Annotated in this window: 15 protein-coding genes and 1 pseudogene; 2 read left to right on the forward strand and 14 right to left on the reverse strand. The window is 69.4% G+C overall.

The window, feature by feature from the left end; all coding sequences use genetic code 11:
- Nucleotides 1-36 precede the first annotated feature (36 nt).
- The 3 genes and pseudogenes from VAR608DRAFT_RS35540 to gtdA form a co-directional block, all read right to left on the reverse strand.
- Nucleotides 37-1,385 (reverse strand): annotated as a pseudogene (locus tag VAR608DRAFT_RS35540) (FAD-dependent oxidoreductase).
- On the reverse strand, nucleotides 1,382-2,359 hold the full coding sequence (locus tag VAR608DRAFT_RS35545; RefSeq protein WP_088958329.1) for a Bug family tripartite tricarboxylate transporter substrate binding protein: 978 nt from the start codon (nucleotides 2,357-2,359) through the stop codon (nucleotides 1,382-1,384). Before VAR608DRAFT_RS35545 ends, VAR608DRAFT_RS35540 begins: the two are co-directional and overlap by 4 nt.
- A 163-nt stretch (nucleotides 2,360-2,522) precedes the next feature.
- Complete coding sequence (gene gtdA / locus VAR608DRAFT_RS35550) at nucleotides 2,523-3,593, reverse strand: gentisate 1,2-dioxygenase (protein ID WP_088958330.1); 1,071 nt, start codon at nucleotides 3,591-3,593, stop codon at nucleotides 2,523-2,525.
- A gap of 106 nt (nucleotides 3,594-3,699) precedes the next feature.
- Here gtdA and VAR608DRAFT_RS35555 point away from each other — a divergent pair, with 106 nt between their 5' ends.
- Nucleotides 3,700-4,149 (forward strand): acyl-CoA thioesterase, encoded by a 450-nt coding sequence (locus tag VAR608DRAFT_RS35555; RefSeq protein ID WP_088958331.1) that lies wholly within the window; start codon nucleotides 3,700-3,702, stop codon nucleotides 4,147-4,149.
- A gap of 25 nt (nucleotides 4,150-4,174) precedes the next feature.
- On the opposite strand, the gene fahA is transcribed toward VAR608DRAFT_RS35555, so the two are convergent.
- Genes fahA through VAR608DRAFT_RS35580 form a run of 5 tightly spaced genes read right to left on the reverse strand, consistent with a single transcriptional unit; the run spans nucleotide 4,175 to nucleotide 9,638 of the window.
- Complete coding sequence (fahA, locus tag VAR608DRAFT_RS35560; protein ID WP_088958332.1) at nucleotides 4,175-5,452, reverse strand: fumarylacetoacetase; 1,278 nt, start codon at nucleotides 5,450-5,452, stop codon at nucleotides 4,175-4,177.
- Nucleotides 5,449-6,753 carry a homogentisate 1,2-dioxygenase gene (gene hmgA, locus VAR608DRAFT_RS35565; protein ID WP_088958333.1) on the reverse strand — a complete coding sequence of 435 codons (1,305 nt, stop codon included), beginning with the start codon at nucleotides 6,751-6,753 and terminating at the stop codon, nucleotides 5,449-5,451. The genes fahA and hmgA overlap by 4 nt, the downstream gene beginning before the upstream one ends.
- A gap of 27 nt (nucleotides 6,754-6,780) precedes the next feature.
- Nucleotides 6,781-6,984 carry a DUF2783 domain-containing protein gene (locus VAR608DRAFT_RS35570; protein ID WP_088958334.1) on the reverse strand — a complete coding sequence of 68 codons (204 nt, stop codon included), beginning with the start codon at nucleotides 6,982-6,984 and terminating at the stop codon, nucleotides 6,781-6,783.
- 4 nt (nucleotides 6,985-6,988) lie between these two features.
- Entirely contained in the window at nucleotides 6,989-8,674 is a 1,686-nt protein-coding gene (locus VAR608DRAFT_RS35575; RefSeq protein ID WP_088958335.1) for an FAD-dependent oxidoreductase, read from the reverse strand.
- Nucleotides 8,675-8,678: 4 nt separating this feature from the next.
- On the reverse strand, nucleotides 8,679-9,638 hold the full coding sequence (locus VAR608DRAFT_RS35580) for an MBL fold metallo-hydrolase (RefSeq protein ID WP_088958336.1): 960 nt from the start codon (nucleotides 9,636-9,638) through the stop codon (nucleotides 8,679-8,681).
- Between the two features lie 124 nt (nucleotides 9,639-9,762).
- On the opposite strand from VAR608DRAFT_RS35580, the gene VAR608DRAFT_RS35585 reads away from it, so the two are divergent.
- Nucleotides 9,763-10,590: an IclR family transcriptional regulator gene (locus tag VAR608DRAFT_RS35585; protein ID WP_231973074.1), complete on the forward strand. Its 828-nt coding sequence runs from the start codon at nucleotides 9,763-9,765 to the stop codon at nucleotides 10,588-10,590.
- Here VAR608DRAFT_RS35585 and VAR608DRAFT_RS35590 read toward each other — a convergent pair.
- The 6 genes from VAR608DRAFT_RS35590 to VAR608DRAFT_RS35615 are packed head-to-tail and all read right to left on the reverse strand — an operon-like array spanning nucleotide 10,571 to nucleotide 14,951.
- On the reverse strand, nucleotides 10,571-11,056 hold the full coding sequence (locus VAR608DRAFT_RS35590) for a GFA family protein (protein ID WP_088958338.1): 486 nt from the start codon (nucleotides 11,054-11,056) through the stop codon (nucleotides 10,571-10,573). The genes VAR608DRAFT_RS35585 and VAR608DRAFT_RS35590 overlap by 20 nt on opposite strands.
- 15 nt (nucleotides 11,057-11,071) lie before the next feature.
- Nucleotides 11,072-11,899, reverse strand: a complete 828-nt coding sequence (gene pyrF / locus VAR608DRAFT_RS35595) for an orotidine-5'-phosphate decarboxylase (protein ID WP_088958339.1) — start codon at nucleotides 11,897-11,899, stop codon at nucleotides 11,072-11,074.
- A gap of 26 nt (nucleotides 11,900-11,925) precedes the next feature.
- The gene (locus VAR608DRAFT_RS35600; RefSeq protein WP_088958340.1) at nucleotides 11,926-12,684 is read right to left on the reverse strand and encodes a uracil-DNA glycosylase family protein; all 759 of its coding nucleotides are present in this window, start codon (nucleotides 12,682-12,684) and stop codon (nucleotides 11,926-11,928) included.
- A complete protein-coding gene (locus VAR608DRAFT_RS35605; protein WP_088958341.1) occupies nucleotides 12,681-13,265 on the reverse strand; it encodes a GNAT family N-acetyltransferase in 585 nt (194 codons plus the stop codon). The genes VAR608DRAFT_RS35600 and VAR608DRAFT_RS35605 overlap by 4 nt, the downstream gene beginning before the upstream one ends.
- On the reverse strand, nucleotides 13,262-13,954 hold the full coding sequence (gene tsaB / locus VAR608DRAFT_RS35610) for a tRNA (adenosine(37)-N6)-threonylcarbamoyltransferase complex dimerization subunit type 1 TsaB (protein ID WP_088958342.1): 693 nt from the start codon (nucleotides 13,952-13,954) through the stop codon (nucleotides 13,262-13,264). Before tsaB ends, VAR608DRAFT_RS35605 begins: the two co-directional genes overlap by 4 nt.
- Nucleotides 13,947-14,951, reverse strand: a complete 1,005-nt coding sequence (locus tag VAR608DRAFT_RS35615) for a DMT family transporter (RefSeq protein WP_088958343.1) — start codon at nucleotides 14,949-14,951, stop codon at nucleotides 13,947-13,949. Before VAR608DRAFT_RS35615 ends, tsaB begins: the two co-directional genes overlap by 8 nt.
- Between the last annotated feature and the right edge of the window lie 74 nt (nucleotides 14,952-15,025).

Here is a 15,025-nt window from a genome sequence, read left to right on the forward strand (position 1 = left end):
GCTGCGCTGTCCCGCTCCTGTCAGGGCTTCAGTGCCTCAGCGGTCGATGTCCACGCCGTCCGCGACCAGCTTGCCCTGCAGCGCCGGCACATCCACGGCCGCGAAGCGGCCGGCGCCCAGCGAGGCCGCCGCCGTGCCGGCCGCCTGCCCCATCACGAAGCAGCCGCCGCTCGCGCGCGCCGCCGACTGGCCTTCGTGCGTCATCGATGCGCAGCGGCCGGCGACGAGCAGGTTGTCCACGCCGCGCGGCACGATCATGCGCCACGGCAGCTGGTTGTAGGTGCGCCGCTCGTCGCGCGGGAAGGCCCATTCGATGCGGCCCGCCGCGTGCATCTCCATCGGCCAGGCGTTGATGCCGATGCTGTCGTCGAAGCGCGCGGACGACAGGATGTCCTCGCCGGTCAGCGCATGGAGCCCTTCGATGCGCCGCGTCTCGCGGATGCCCACCTGCGCGCGATCTCGACGATCGCCGACTGCTCGAAGCCCGGCACTTCCGCCTTGAGGAAGCGGAAGTACTCGGCGATCTGCCGCCGACCTTCGACCTCGCCGTCGCTGAGCTCGCGTGCATCCACGCCGTTCATCGCATCGCCTCGCGCGTTGCGGATCTGCGTGACGTTGGCGCGCCATTCGCGCGGGTCGATCTGCGGGCGCAGGATCGCGCCCTCGCGCGGGAAGCGATACGCGTCCGGATCGCGCTCGCGCACCTTCGCCATCAGGTCGTTGATCGCCTTGAACTCGCCCACCGCCGCCAGCGCGCGCTCTGCATCGACATGGCCGACGCGGAACATGGTGGACGGGAACAACCCGCTGCCATGCCCGTCGCCGACCGCGAACGGCACGCCCGCGAAGGCCGCGACATCGGCATCGCCGCTGCCGTCGATGAAGGCGTTGGCACGGATGGCCTGCCGGCCCGACTTGGTCTCGACGACGAGCAGGGCGATGCGTTGGCCGTCCATCACGACCGCAGCCGCGAGCGCGTGGAACAGCAGGTGCACGCCCGCACCGAGCAGCAGCTGGTCGGCCGCGCACTTGTAGACCGAGGTGTCGTAGGAGCGCACGCGGATGCGGCCCTGCATGCCGTCCTGCGGCTTGTTGAGGCCGCCCAGCGCATCGATGCGATCGAGCAGGTCGTCGGCCACGCCGTGCACGAGCTGCGTCATCTCGCCGTCGCGCTTGCCGTACAGGCCCGCGAAGTTGGTCACGCCGCCCGCGGTGCCCATGCCGCCGAGGAAGCCGTAGCGCTCGACCAGCAGCGTGCGCGCGCCATGCCGCGCGGCACTCACGCTGGCCGCGATGCCGGCCGGCCCGCCGCCGACCACGACGACGTCGTATTCGCCGAAGACCGGCAGCTCGCGCTGCGGCTCGATGACAGTCGCTGTGGTCACTGGAGCTTGATGTTGTTGGTGGAGATGATCTTCGACATGATCGCCGCCTCTTCCTTCACGCGCGTGCGCATGCCGTCAGGCGAGGTGCCGACCGCCTGCCAGCCCTGGTCGAACAGCTTCTGGCGCACCTCGGGCGACTTCATGATGATCGCGAGTTCCTTGCCGATCCGCTCCTGCGCGGCCTTCGAGAGCTTCGCCGGGCCGAGCAGCGCGGTCCACACCTCGAGGTTGAAATCCTTCACGCCCGCTTCGGAGAGCGAGGGCACGTCGGGCGCCAGCGTGCTGCGGCCGCTCGTGAGGCCGATGGCGCGCAGCTTGCCGGCCTTGACCTGCGGCAGCGCCACGCCCGGCGGGATCAGCGCCATCTGCACCTGCCCGCCGATCAGGCCGGTGACCACTTGCGGGTTGCCCTGATAGGGCACGTGCACCGGCTTCATGCCCGGCACGCGGCTGTTGAGCTGCTCCATGCCGAGATGGCCGACCGAACCAACGCCCACCGAGCCGTAGCTCCAGCTGTCGCCGGCCTTGCGCGCGGCGTCGAAGAAGGCGGCGCCGCCCGGCAGGTTGGCCGGCGCGACCAGCATCAGCGGCGCGGTGGCGATCAGCGAGAGGTAGGTGAAGTCCTTGGCCGGGTCGTAAGGAAGCTTCGGATACAGCATCTTCGACGAGGTCAGGTTGCCGTTGATCACGATGCCGAGGGTGTGGTCGTCCGTGGCCTTGGCGACCTGGTCGGCCGCGATGTTGCCCGACGCGCCCGGCTTGTTGTCGACCACGACCGGCTGCCCGAGGGCCTTGGACAGCGGCTCGGCGATGGTACGTGCCGCGATGTCGGGCGTCGATCCGCCGGGGAAGCCCACCAGCAGGCGGACCGGCCGGGTGGGCCATGCGGGCGCCTCTGCCATGGCGCCGAACGGCAAGGCGCCTGCGACGAGGCCGCAGGCGACTGCGAGAAGAGCTCTCTTGGATGCGTGCATAAAGCGAAACGGGGGGAAAGAAAGAGGAAAGGGCCACGAGGATAGCCCCACCTGTGACCAGTCGTTACGCGAGGCTCGTATTGCCCTGGCGAACCGGTTCCCCATTGACCTTCGGCGAGAAAGGAGCCGCGACCGCTGCCGGCCGCGGCAGTGACCGGGGCGATCAGGAATCCGCGAGGAAGGCCTCGCGCAACACACCCATCGCCTGCTGCACCGGGCGGTCCGAGAAGCTGAACAGCACCACCTCTTCGCTCGCCGAGAGGCGCAGCGGCGCCCACGACGGCGCGACGAAGGTGTCGCGCGGACCGAAGCTGAAGCGCTGGCCGGCGATCTCCGCCGTGCCGCGGCCTTCGACCACGCTGTAGACCGCGCCGTCGGTCGCGCGATGGGTCTTGCCCGCGAAGCCGGCCGGCAGAAGCTGCAGGTGGGTGCCGATGGTGGGCATCGGCGAGCCGCCGGTCAGCGGATTGATGTAGCGCAGCTTGTGGCCGAGCCAGGCATCCGGCGCTTCCTGCTTCTGCAGTTGCGCGAGCGCCTCGCGGCTGCGGACGTAGGGATAGTTGAAGATCGGCGAGGTCGGGCTCGCGTGGTCGTGCCGCACCGGCACCATGTTGTGGCCGAAGCGCGCGAGGCTGTTGCCTTCGGGCCGCGAGACCTGCTGCATCCTGGCGTCGTCGTTCTCGGCAAAGCCGGCGTCGAAGAAGCGCAGCATCGGGATGTCGAGGCCGTCGAGCCAGACCACCGGCTCGCTCACGCCCTCGATGCCTTCGTTGCCATGGTCGTGCCAGGCCCACGACGGCGTGATGATGAAGTCGCCGGGATACATCGTGGTGCGCTCGCCGGCCACCGTGGTGTAGGCGCCCTTGCCGTCGACGATGAAGCGCAGCGCCGACTGCACATGGCGGTGCGACGGCGCGACCTCGCCCGGCATGATGAGCTGCAGCCCGGCGTAGAGCGACTGGGTGATCGACGAGCGGCCCGGGATCGCCGGGTTCTCCAGCACCAGCACGCGGCGCACCGCTTCTTCGGCGGTGATGAGCTCGGCCGATTCCATGAGCAGCGGGCGGATCTCGTCGTAGCGCCAGAGCGCCGGCACGCAGGGCGTCTGCGGTTCGCGCGGCACCAGGGCGTGCAGCGATTCCCACAGCGGCGTGAGGTTCAGCGGGCGGATGCGCTCGTAGTAGGCGCGGCGTTCGGCGGCGTCGCGGTGCGCGGGCTGGGCGGCGGTGTTCATGGGTCTCGTCTCCTGGCGTCGGGGCCGATGGGCGTGATTGTTGGGCAGGTCCCCAAACTGGCACGGGACTCGCATAATTCTCGGCAATCAACTCCACCCCGCAGCCATGTCAGCCATCACCCTTCGTTTCCTGGCCGAACCCAGCACCGTCAATTTCGGCGGCAAGGTCCACGGCGGCACCGTCATGAAATGGATCGACGAGGCCGGCTACGCCTGCGCCACGAGCTGGTCCAAGCGCTACTGCGTGACGGTCTTCATCGGCAGCATCCGCTTCCACCGGCCGATCATGATCGGCGACCTCGTGGAGGTCGAGGCCCGCCTGGCCTACACCGGCGCCACCAGCATGAACATCTCGGTCGAGGTGCGCAGCGGCGACATGAAGGGCGGCGGCATGCACAAGACCACCGAGTGCCTGATCGTCTTCGTCTCGGTCGACTCCCACGGCCGGCCGCTCGAGGTGGATGCCTACACGCCCGGCACCCCCGGCGAAATGGCGCTGGCGGAGCGCGCCCGGACGCACCTCGACGCCGCGCGGGCGGCGGCCGCCGGCAGCTGACGGCGGGGCGCCCGCTGGCGCGCTATCAGCCCGCAGCCAGCACCGTCCCGCTGACTTCCCCGAGCCCGATGCGCACCGCGCCTGCGCGCTCGCAATAGCCGCGCAGGGTCAGCGTGTCGCCGTCTTCGAGGAAGCTGCGGCGCTCGCCGTTGGGCAGCGTGATCGGCTGCTTGCCGCCGACGGTCAATTCGAGCAGCGAGCCCGACTGGTCCTGCGTCGGGCCCGAGAGCGTGCCGGAGCCGAACAGGTCGCCCGGCTGCAGGTTGCAGCCGTTGACCGTGTGATGGGCAACCAGTTGCGCAGGCGTCCAGTAGGCGGCTTCGGCGGTGTTGCCGCGCGTGAGGCGCACCGCCGGTTCGCCGGCCTCGCGCATCTTCGCGGTCTGCAGCCAGACTTCGAGCGTGATGTCGAGCGCCCCGCTCTCGCGGTTGGCGGGCGAGTCGAGGTAGGGCAGCGGCTGCGGATCGCCGGCCGGGCGCTCGAACTTGGCGCGGAACGGCGCGAGCGCTTCCATCGTCACGATCCAGGGCGACATCGTGCTCGCGAAGTTCTTCGAGAGAAACGGGCCGAGCGGCTGGTATTCCCACGCCTGCAGGTCGCGCGCGGACCAGTCGTTGAACAAGGTCACGCCGAACAGGTGCTGCTCGGCCTCGACCATCGCGACCGGCTCGCCGAGCGCGTTGCCGCGGCCGACGATGAAGCCCAGCTCCAGCTCGTAGTCCAGGCGCTTGGAGGGGCCGAAAACCGGCTCGGCCGCATCGGGCGCCCTGGTCTGGCCCTGCGGGCGCTTGAAGCGCTGGCCGCTGACGGCGATGGACGATGCCCGGCCGTGGTAGCCGATCGGCACCCACTTGTAGTTGGGCATGAGCGGCTGGTCCGGACGGAACTGCCGGCCGACGGCGGTGGCGTGGTGGATGCCGGTGTAGAAGTCGGTGTAGTCGCCGATGCGGCAAGGCACGGTGAGCTCGACCGCCGATTGCGCATGCAGCGCCTTGCTCCACGCCGCCTGCTTGGCGCTGCCTTCACGCAGCCCTTCGGAGAGCGCACTGCGCAGCGCCTGACGCTCGGCGGCGCTCTGGGCCAGCAGCAGGTTCATGTCGTCGGTGTCGACCAGGCCCGCGGCCTTCAGGTCGAGCACCTGGTCGCCGATCGCGACGCCGATGCGGAAGCCCTCCTTGCTGCCGCTCGGACGGAAGCGCCCGAACGGCAGGTTCTGGATCGGGAAGTCGCAGCCGGCTTCGTTGGCCGAGCTCACCCAGCTCTTGAGCTTCGGGTCGTGGGTGGCGTTGAGTGCGTTCGTCATGGCTTGAATTTGTCCGTGAGGCCGGCCCAGCAGTCGGCGTAGTTCTGGTCGAGCGCGGGGCTTTGCATCGCATACCCGGAAGGAACGAAGCGATAACGGCTTTCGAACATGAAGGCCAGCGTGTTGTCGAGCTTCTGCGGCTGGAGGTCGCTGTGGCTCGCCTTCTCGAAGGCTTCCTCGTCGGGGCCGTGCGGCACCATGCAGTTATGCAGGCTCGCACCGCCCGGCTTGAAGCCGCCGGGCTTGGCGTCGTACTCGCCGTAGACCAGCCCCATGAATTCGCTCATGAGGTTGCGGTGGTACCAGGGCGGACGGAAGGTGTCTTCCATGACCAGCCAGCGCGGCGGGAAGATCACGAAGTCGCAGTTGGCCGTCCCGGGCGTGTCCGACGGCGAGGTGAGCACCGTGAAGATCGACGGGTCCGGATGGTCGTAGCTGATCGAGCCGATGGTCATGAAGTGCTGGGTGTCGTACTTCACCGGCGCGAGGTTGCCGTGCCAGGCGACCACGTTGAAGGGCGAATGCCTGGTCGGCGCCGACCAGAAGCGGCCGCCGAACTTCTTCACGAGTTCGTAGGCGACGGTCGCATCTTCGTAGGCGGCCACCGGCGCCTGGAAGTCGCGCGCATTGGCAAGGCCGTTCGAGCCGATCGGGCCGAGTTCGGGCAGGCGGAACTGCGCGCCGTAGTTCTCGCAGACGTAGCCGCGCGATAGTCCCTCGGGGAGATTGACCTTGAACACCACGCCCCGCGGCACCAATGCGATCTCGCCGGGCTTGACGTCGAGCACGCCCATTTCGGTCGTGATCTCGAGGCGGCCCTGCTGCGGCACGAAGAGCATTTCGCCGTCGGCGTTGACGAAGGCGCGCCGGTCCATCGACTTGCTGGCGATGTAGACGTGCGCGGCGATGCCGGCCTGCGCGTCGGCATCGCCGTTGGCGGCCAGCGTGCGCATGCCGTCGATGAAATCGACCTCGGCGTTGTCCAGCGGGATCGGGCCCCAGCGCATCGGCTCGGGCGGCAGCGCGATCTCGCGATCGGCACCGGTCGTCCAGAGCCGCTGCGTGTAGGCCTGGTAGCGGCCGGCGACCACCGAGGGCTGGCGGCGGTAGACCCAGGTGCGGCGGTTCTGGTGGCGCGGCGCGGTGAAGGCGGTGCCGGAGATCAACTCGGGATAAAGGTCGAAGGGCGCGCGCTGCGGGCTGTTGCGGCCCTGCGGCAGCGCACCGGGGACGGCCTCGGTGGCGTATTCGTTGCCGAAGCCGCTCTGGTAACGGCGCTCGGGTGCGGATGCTTTCGTCATGGAATCCTCTTTCTCGAATTCGGGAATTCAGCGGGCAGGTACCGCGGCGGCCTCAAAGGCCTGGCGCAGGACGGTGGTGGAGCCGATGTGGTTGGCGAGCACGAGCACGAGGCGCGCGTTGTAGGCGTGGCTTTCCTCGGTGCTCAATCCCTGGTGGGCTTCGATGAGCGCCTCGTAGAAATCGTCGGGCGCCTCGAAATTCGGTGTGGTGATGAGGTTCGCAGTGGTCATGGCTTCAGGCCTTTGCCAGTGCGCGGTCGCGCGCGCCGCGCACGTCCGCGGGAGTGGGATTTCGCCAGCGCGCGCACACATGCTGGTCGGGTCGCAGCAGGTAGACGGTGCCCGGCTTCGCGTCGTAGCGCTCTGCGGCGAGCGCGCCTTCGCTGGTGTCCGCGATGGTCACGATGGTGAGCGGCAGGTCGGACTTCGCGAGCGCCTCGCGGCTGCGTTCGGCCGCTTCGCCGTGGCCGAAGACCAGCGCGGTGAAGCGAGTGGCGGCATTCGCCTGCGAGGCAGGACACAACTCGCGCAGCAGCCAGCCGGTGCTGCCGTCGGCGCGCACGATCGGCGCATCGGCCGCCGGGGCGCCCGGCACCATGCGTCCCGCGAACGCATCCACGTCGGCGGTGTTGAGCGGCGAATCGCGGAGCGTCGAAGGCACCGACAACCGGCCGCTGTTCACCAGCGTGCGCGCGAAGGCGTGGCGCTTGGACAGCTCCAGCACCGCGTCGCGGAACAGGCGGCTCACCTCGCTCTTGGGCGTGATGAAGTCGGTCGCGCGGGTGGAGTTGAGGATGTTCTCGTCGGCCGCGTACTCGCGTTCGCTCGCGTAGGTGTCGAGCAGGGCATCGGGCGCTTCGTGCCGCAGCACCGCGGCGAGCTTCCAGGCAAGGTTGTCCGTATCCTGCACGCCGGAATTCGCCCCGCGCGCGCCGAAGGGCGAGACGCCGTGCGCCGAATCGCCCGCGAACAGCACCCGGCCGTGGCGGAAGTGCTCCATGCGCTGGCAGGCGAAGGTGTAGACGCTGGCCCATTCGATGGTGAACTGCACCTCCTCGTGCCCGATGCTGTCCAGCATTGCGCGCACGCGCGGGATGATGTTCTCGGGCTTGCGCTCTTCGACCGGATCGGCATCCCAGCCGAGCTGGAAGTCGATGCGCCACATGTCGTCGGCCTGCTTGTGCAGCAGCACGCTCTGGCCGGGATGGAACGGCGGGTCGAACCAGAACTTGCGCTCGGTCGGCAGGTCGGTGTCCATGTTCACGTCGGCGATCAGGAAGCGGTCGCGGAAGATGCGGCCCTTGGCTTCCTGCCCGAGCATCTGGCGCATGTTGGACTTGGAGCCGTCGCAGGCCGCCACGTAGTCGGCTTCGAGCTGGTAGGTGCCTTCCGGCGTCTCGATGGTGACGAGCGCGCGGTCGGCGTTCTGCTCGATGCCGATCACCTTGTTGTTCCAGCGCAGGTCGACCAGCGGCAGCTCGGCCACGCGCTCGGCCAGATAGCCCTCGACGTAGTACTGCTGCAGGTTGATGAAGGCCGGGCGCTCGTGGCCCGCCTCGGGCAGCAGGTCGAAGTGATAGACCTGCTCGTCCTTGAAGTAGACCTTGCCGAGCTTCCACGACACGCCCTTGTCGACCACCGGGTCGGCGCAGCCGAGGCGATCGAAGATTTCGAGCGTGCGCTTGGCAAAACAGATCGCGCGCGAGCCCGTGGAGAGGGTGTTGTCGTTGTCGAGCAGCACCACCGGCACCTGCTGCTGGGCGAGATCGATCGCGAGCGCGAGGCCCACCGGGCCGGCGCCGACCACCACGACCGGATGGCGCACGGGCTGCGCGGCATCCTGGTCGGGGTGGCGCTTGTAGTCGAAGCGCAGCGACTGGTAGTCGACCGTGGCCCCGGCCGTCGATGTGGAGGCTGCCATGGCTTCAGCCTTCCAGCGCCTTCCACATCTCGACGTCGCGCTCGGCGGTCCAGATGCGCGGGTCGGCGTACTTCGTCGCCTCGTCGTAGCAGCGCGTGACGTCGAAGGGCATGCAGTGGTCGAAGATCACCCAGTGGCCGTACTTGGGCTTGAGCTTGGCGTAGGTTTCCTTGTAGACCGTGTTCAGGTCCTTGCCCGATTTGGCGCTGGCGCTCACGCTGGCCCAGACATCGGCGATGAAGTCGCGCGTGCCGGCGAGGCCCCTGGCGACTTCGTCCGGCGTCGTGAGCGCCGCGCCGCGGCCGGGCACCAGCGCCTTGGGCTTGAGCGCGGCGATGTTGTCCAACGTCTTCGGCCAGTCCTGGAAGTAGGCGTCGCCCGCGTACGGCGTGGCGTCGAACTCGACGAGGTCGCCCGACAGCAGCGTCTTCTCGCCCGGCAGCCAGACCACCGTATCGCCCTTGGTGTGGCCGCGGCCCAGCTGCAGCAGCTGCACTTCGAGCTTGCCGAGCCAGAGGGTCATCTTGCCGGTAAAGGTCATGGTCGGCCAGGTCATGCCGGGCGGCACGGTCTCGACGCCGGCAAAGAGGCGCGGGAAGCGGCCGATCTCGCTGGCCTTGTCCTCTTCGCCGCGCTCGACGATCAGGTCGTAGGTGTCCTGGCTGGCGAGGATCTGGTCGGCCCCGTAGGCGCTGGCGCCGAGCACGCGCACTGCGTGGTAATGCGTGAGCACCACGTACTTGATCGGCTTGTCGGTGACTTCGCGGATGCGGCGGATCACGTCCTGCGCCATCGCGGGCGTGGCCTGGGTGTCGGCCACCAGCACGCAGTCGTCGCCGATCACGATGCCGGTGTTGGGGTCGCCCTCGGCCGTGTAGGCCCAGGCGTGCTCGGAAATCTGGCTGAAGGTGACCTTCTTCTCTTCCAGGTCGGCCTGGCTGGCGAACTTCTTGGTCTGGCTCATCGCGGGATGTCTCCTTGAAATTTGACTAAAGCAAATTAGTTTGCAGGGAACGAATGCGCGGAGTGTAATGGGACGATCAGTTAATGTCTAATGCTTTCTCCATGAACAAATGAGGGACACGGTCATGAGCAGCGACAACGATCGCGCCCAGCGCGGCATCCAGAGCATCGAGGTGGGGGGCCAGCTGCTGCGCGCCCTGGTCCACCACGGCCGGCCGATGGCGCTGAAGGACCTCGCGCGCGAGGCCGAGATGTCCGCGGCCAAGGCGCATCCGTACATGGTCAGCTTCGGCCGCCTCGGGCTGATCGAACAGGACCGCACCAGCGGCCACTATCTGCTCGGACCACTCGCGTTGCAACTGGGGTTGATCAGCCTGCAGCAGGCGAACCCGGTGCACGTGGCAACGCCGCTGATCACCGAGCTCGCGCAGCAGATCGGGCAGACGGTGGCGATCGCGGTATGGGGCGACCGGGGCGCAACCATCGTGCGCATCGCCGAATCGCCCGCGCCGCTGCACGTGAACATGCGGCACGGCACGGTGTTCTCGCTGACCAACACCGCGTCGGGTCGGCTCTTCGGCGCCTACCTCGATTCGGCGGTGGTCCAGCGCCTGCTCGAAGAAGAACGCCAGCGCGAACGCAAGGGCATCGCCGAGCCGCCGCAGCGCGGCATGCCGCCGCTACGACCGCTGCCGAGCTGGAAGGACTTCGAGGCGCAGCTGCACGAAGTGCGCGCACGCGGCCTGAGCCGCTCCGAAGGCGAGATCCTGCCCGGCGTGAGCGCGATGTCCGCGCCGGCCTTCGATCACACCGGCGCGATCGTGCTCGCGCTGACCGCGATCGGGCCGGCGGCGATCTTCGATACGCGCTGGGACGGCGAGATCGCGCTGGCGCTCAAGGCCTGCGCCGACCAGGTGTCCGAGCGGCTGGGCGCTATTTCTTCAAGGCCTTGAGCCGCTCGATGCTCTCGGGCGGCCAGTACTGCGAGCGGCTGTAGTACGCCAGAACCGCCGGCATGCCCGGCGGCAGCACCACCCACGGCTGCTTCGAGGCCGTGAAGATGTGGATGTCGGGCGGCAGCAGGTCGGGGTCGTCGAGCGTGCCGACGCGCACGAACTTCACTGCCTCGCCGGCGCCCGCATAGTGGCTCCAGAGTGCGATGCGGCACTGCGGGCAGCGCGCGATCTTCTGGCCCTTGCCGCTCAGCGAGGGCGTGTCGACCATCTCGACCTCGCCCTGCAGCAGTTCGACGCGCTCGCTTTCGATCATCGCGTTGAGCGCGAACGCGGTGCCGGTCTCGCGCTGGCACCAGCGGCAGTGGCAGCAGTTGACGAACAGCGGCCGCGTCGTCATGCGAAAGCGCACCGCGCGGCAGGTGCAGCCGCCTTCGGCAGGAAAGGCGTCGGCTGCTGCGCTCATCGCGATCCCCCGTCTTCAGGCCGCCTTGGCGGCTTCGAGCGCGTCGCGGGTGCGCGTGGCTTCGCGGCGCGCGGCTTCGGCGAAGTCGTCGCCGGCCGAGGCATAGCAGATCGCGCGCGACGAATTGACCACGATCGGCGCATCGGAACGCCACCCGGCACGGACGGTCGCGACCGCGTCGCCGCCCTGCGCGCCGACGCCCGGGATCAGGAGCGGCACGGTCGGCGCGAGCGCGCGGACGCGCTCGATCTCGTTGGGATAGGTCGCGCCGACCACCAGCCCGAGCTGGCCGTTGAGGTTCCACGGGCCCTGCGCCAGCTTCGCGACGTGCTCGTACAGGAATGGCTCGCCCGGCACACCGGCCAGACGCTGGCCCTGCAGGTCGGAGCCGCCCGGATTGCTGGTGCGGCACAGCAGGAAGGCGCCCTTGCCTTCGAAGCGCAGATAGGGCTCGACCGAATCGAAACCCATGAAGGGCGACAGCGTCACCGCATCGGCACCGTAGCGCTCGAAGGCCTCGCGCGCGTACTGTTCGGCGGTGGAGCCGATGTCGCCGCGCTTGGCGTCGAGGATGGTGGGCACCTGCGGCGCATTGCGGCGCATGTGCTCCATGAGCTGCTCGAGCTGGTCCTCGGCGCGATGGGCGGCGAAATAGGCGATCTGCGGCTTGAAGGCGATCGCGAGGTCGGCAGTCGCATCGACGATGCGGGCGCAGAAGTCGAAGATCTTGCTGGCGTCGCCCCGCAGGTGGGCGGGGAATTTCGTCGGCTCGGGGTCGAGCCCGACGCACAGCAGCGAGCCGTTCTGGCGCTCGGCGGCGCGCAGCTTGTCCAGGAAGGTCATGGGCGGAATTTTAGGCCGCCACCGGATCAGCTCCGGTGCGCGAGTTCTTCCGCAGCCAGGCAGAGATCGGCCCAGGCGCGCGCCTTGTCGGCCGGATTGCGCAGCAGGTAGGCCGGGTGATAGGACGCCACGACGGGTACATCGAACCCCGGCAGCATCGCGACCGGCAGTGCGCGCCCGCGCAGCTTGCCGAGCGGGTCGCCGCTTTGCAGCAGGCTTTGCGCAGCCAGCGGTCCCATCGCGAGCACGAGCCGCGGCGCGAGCGCGGCGGCACTTTCGGCGAACACCTCGGCGAGCGGCCGCGGGCTGTCGGGCTGGCCCGAAGCGACGCCACGGTGCGTGCGCACCAGGTGCACCGGCAGCGCGCCATCGTGGAGCTGGAGCGCGCGCAGCATGTTGTCGAGGAGGCGGCCGGCGTCACCGGCGAAGGGCTCGCCATGGCGGCCGTGGAGTTCGGGCGGCATGTCGGCGACGACCAGCCAGCCGCCCTGGGCCATCGCCTCGCCGCCGTAGAGATGGCGGGGCGCGTCGGCGAGCACGGTGGCGCCGTGCATCGGGGCGATCGGTGCGCGTGCGGGCGGAACGGGCGCGGCCACTGGCGCCGCAGCGACCGGACGCGCAGCCGGAGCGGGGGCGCCTTCGGCCGGCGTTTCGACGGCTTCCTCCACCGGCGCGGCGGCGGGCGCTTCGGCCACCACGGCTGGCACATCGCCCGCCTCTTCCTTGGGCCACCAGAAAAGCCTGATGCCCATTTCCTCGAGCATCGCGCGCTGCCGCGGCGTCATGCCAGCCCTCCCCAGGCGCTATTGGATTCGTTGAGTCTGAGGCTCATGACCACCGCATCCTCGCGCGCGCTGGCGTACGCCGGGTAGTAGCCCTTGCGGATGCCGACGCGGCGGAAGCCGCTGCGCTCATAGATGGCGAGCGCGCGCTGGTTGCTGGCGCGCACTTCGAGCCACAGCCACTGCGCGTTCTGCGCGCGCGACCAGCCCGCCAGGGCCTCGAGCATGAGCGGCGCCCATCCCTGCCGCTGGAAGGCCGGCGCCACGGTGATGTTGAGCAGGTGCACTTCGTCCACGCCTTTCATGGCGACGAAGTAGCCGATGATGGTTTCGGGCGCCGGACGCGAGAGCGCCCGGCTCCACAAGGAACGCGCACCGCGCGGCGGGCCCGATGCATCGCCCTCCTCGGCCGCCGGGCCGACGAGGCACTGGCAGTGATAGCCCGCTGCCAGCGAGTCGATGAAGTTGGCGGTCGTCCACGGGTGCGTGTAGGCCGTCTGCTCGATCGCGCAGACGGCGGGGACGCGCTCGATCGTGATCGGCTCGAGCCGGGCTTCACGCGACTGAAGTAGAACTGCGCTCATGGCTGTTTGGCGGCGGCTGCCTTGATGGCGGCACGCTCCTCGGTAGTCTGCGCCACTTTATCGCGAACGTAGAGAGGCCACGCATCGGCAGGCGCGACGCTGCGGTCCGCCGCGAGCAGGGCCGGCGCCAGGCGCAGCATCGCGGCGGCCGTCGGGAGCACGGCGTGCCGCTCGGGCGCGCGCGGCAGGCGGTCGCCATAGGCGGCGAAGGCATTGCCGGCGAGCACCCAGCCGGACGGCACGACGACGTTCTCGGGCTCGAGCAGGTCAGGCTCGCTCGCCACGACTTCGACGCCGAGGTCGTAGCACGCGGTGTAGACCTGGTCCATGCGCGCATCGAGCACCGCGACCACGCGCTGGGCGCCGAAGCGGTGGCGGGCCTCCTCGGCGACCGCATGCAGCGTGTCGATCGGCAGCAGCCTGAGGCCGGCGCCGAAGCCCAGTCCCTGCGCCACCGAACAGGCGGTGCGCAGGCCGGTGAAGGAGCCCGGCCCGCGGCCGAAGGCGATCGCATCGAGTTCGCGCAAGGCCAGGCCAGCCTCGGCGAGCAGCCTCTGGACCAGCGGGATCAGCGTCCCGGACGACTGCGCGCCGCCGTCGCCGGTGTGCTCGAGCAGCAGGTCACCATGGCGCACCGCGATCGAGAGCGTCTCGGTGCTGGTGTCGAAGGCGAGCAGCTTGTCAGGCATCGGCACCGCCTCCGGCTGCGCGGGCAGGCACCGGCGCTTGCGGCACCGCCCCCACCCTGACGCGCTGCACGCCGAACAGGATGCCGGCCGTGACCAGCATCAGCCCCGCGATGAGACTCCATTGCAGCGGCTCGCCCAGCAGCACGACCGCGCCGAGCGCGGACAGGCCCGGCACCAGCGCCGTGATCATGGTGGTGCGCACCGGCCCGAAGTACTGGACCATCCGCGTGAAGGTGATGCCCGAGATCACCACGGAGCCGACGCCCTGGAACAGCATCTGGAACGCGATCTCGCCCAGCGGCGCGCTGCCGAGCCGGCTCGTGACCACGCCGGTTGCCGCCAGCAGCGTGTAGACCGGCACGTAGGTCATGAAGGCGAAGACGGTGATCGCGATGGTCGCGCGCACCGCGTCGAGGCCGTGCTTGCGCGCCACCACGCTGTACGACGCCCAGCAGAACGCGGCGCTCATGAAGAGCAGGTCGCCCTTCCAGATCACGCCGCCTTCGAGCGCATGGAGCAGGCTTGCGCCGCCGACGAACAGATCGCCCAGCACGATCAGCAGCAGGCCGAGCGCACGGCCCGGCGTGATGCGGTCGCGCAGCACGACGGCCGCGAGCAGCGTGGTCCACAGCGGCAGGCTGCCGGGCATGAGCACCGAGGCGTGCGTCGCCGGCGCGAAGAAGAAGCCGGTGTAGGCCAGGAGCGCATAGGCGAGCCCGCCGAAGATGCCGGCGGTGGCGGTGAGCCGCAGCGGCAAGGGCGACAGGCCGAACATCGAGCGGTGCGCCGGATCGCCGTCGCGCGCGACGATCCGCGCGCCCCATGGGATCAGCACCAGGCTGGCGCCGCAGATGCGGGCGAAGGCAATGTCGAAGGGGGTGAGCGAGCGGCTGGCGGAGGCCCGAGCGATGACGATGAAGGCGGTCCAGACGAGCACCGTGATGACGGCCGCGCCCAGGCCGAGAGTGCGAGGGGAAAAACGGGCGGCAGCGGACATCACGCGATTATCCAGGGGAGGCATGGACGGCGCCGAAATGGGGCCTATGGCGAACGGCGCGCCGAGCCGCGCCG

Origin of the sequence: Variovorax sp. HW608, from assembly GCF_900090195.1 — a bacterium.
Lineage (GTDB): Bacteria > Pseudomonadota > Gammaproteobacteria > Burkholderiales > Burkholderiaceae_C > Variovorax.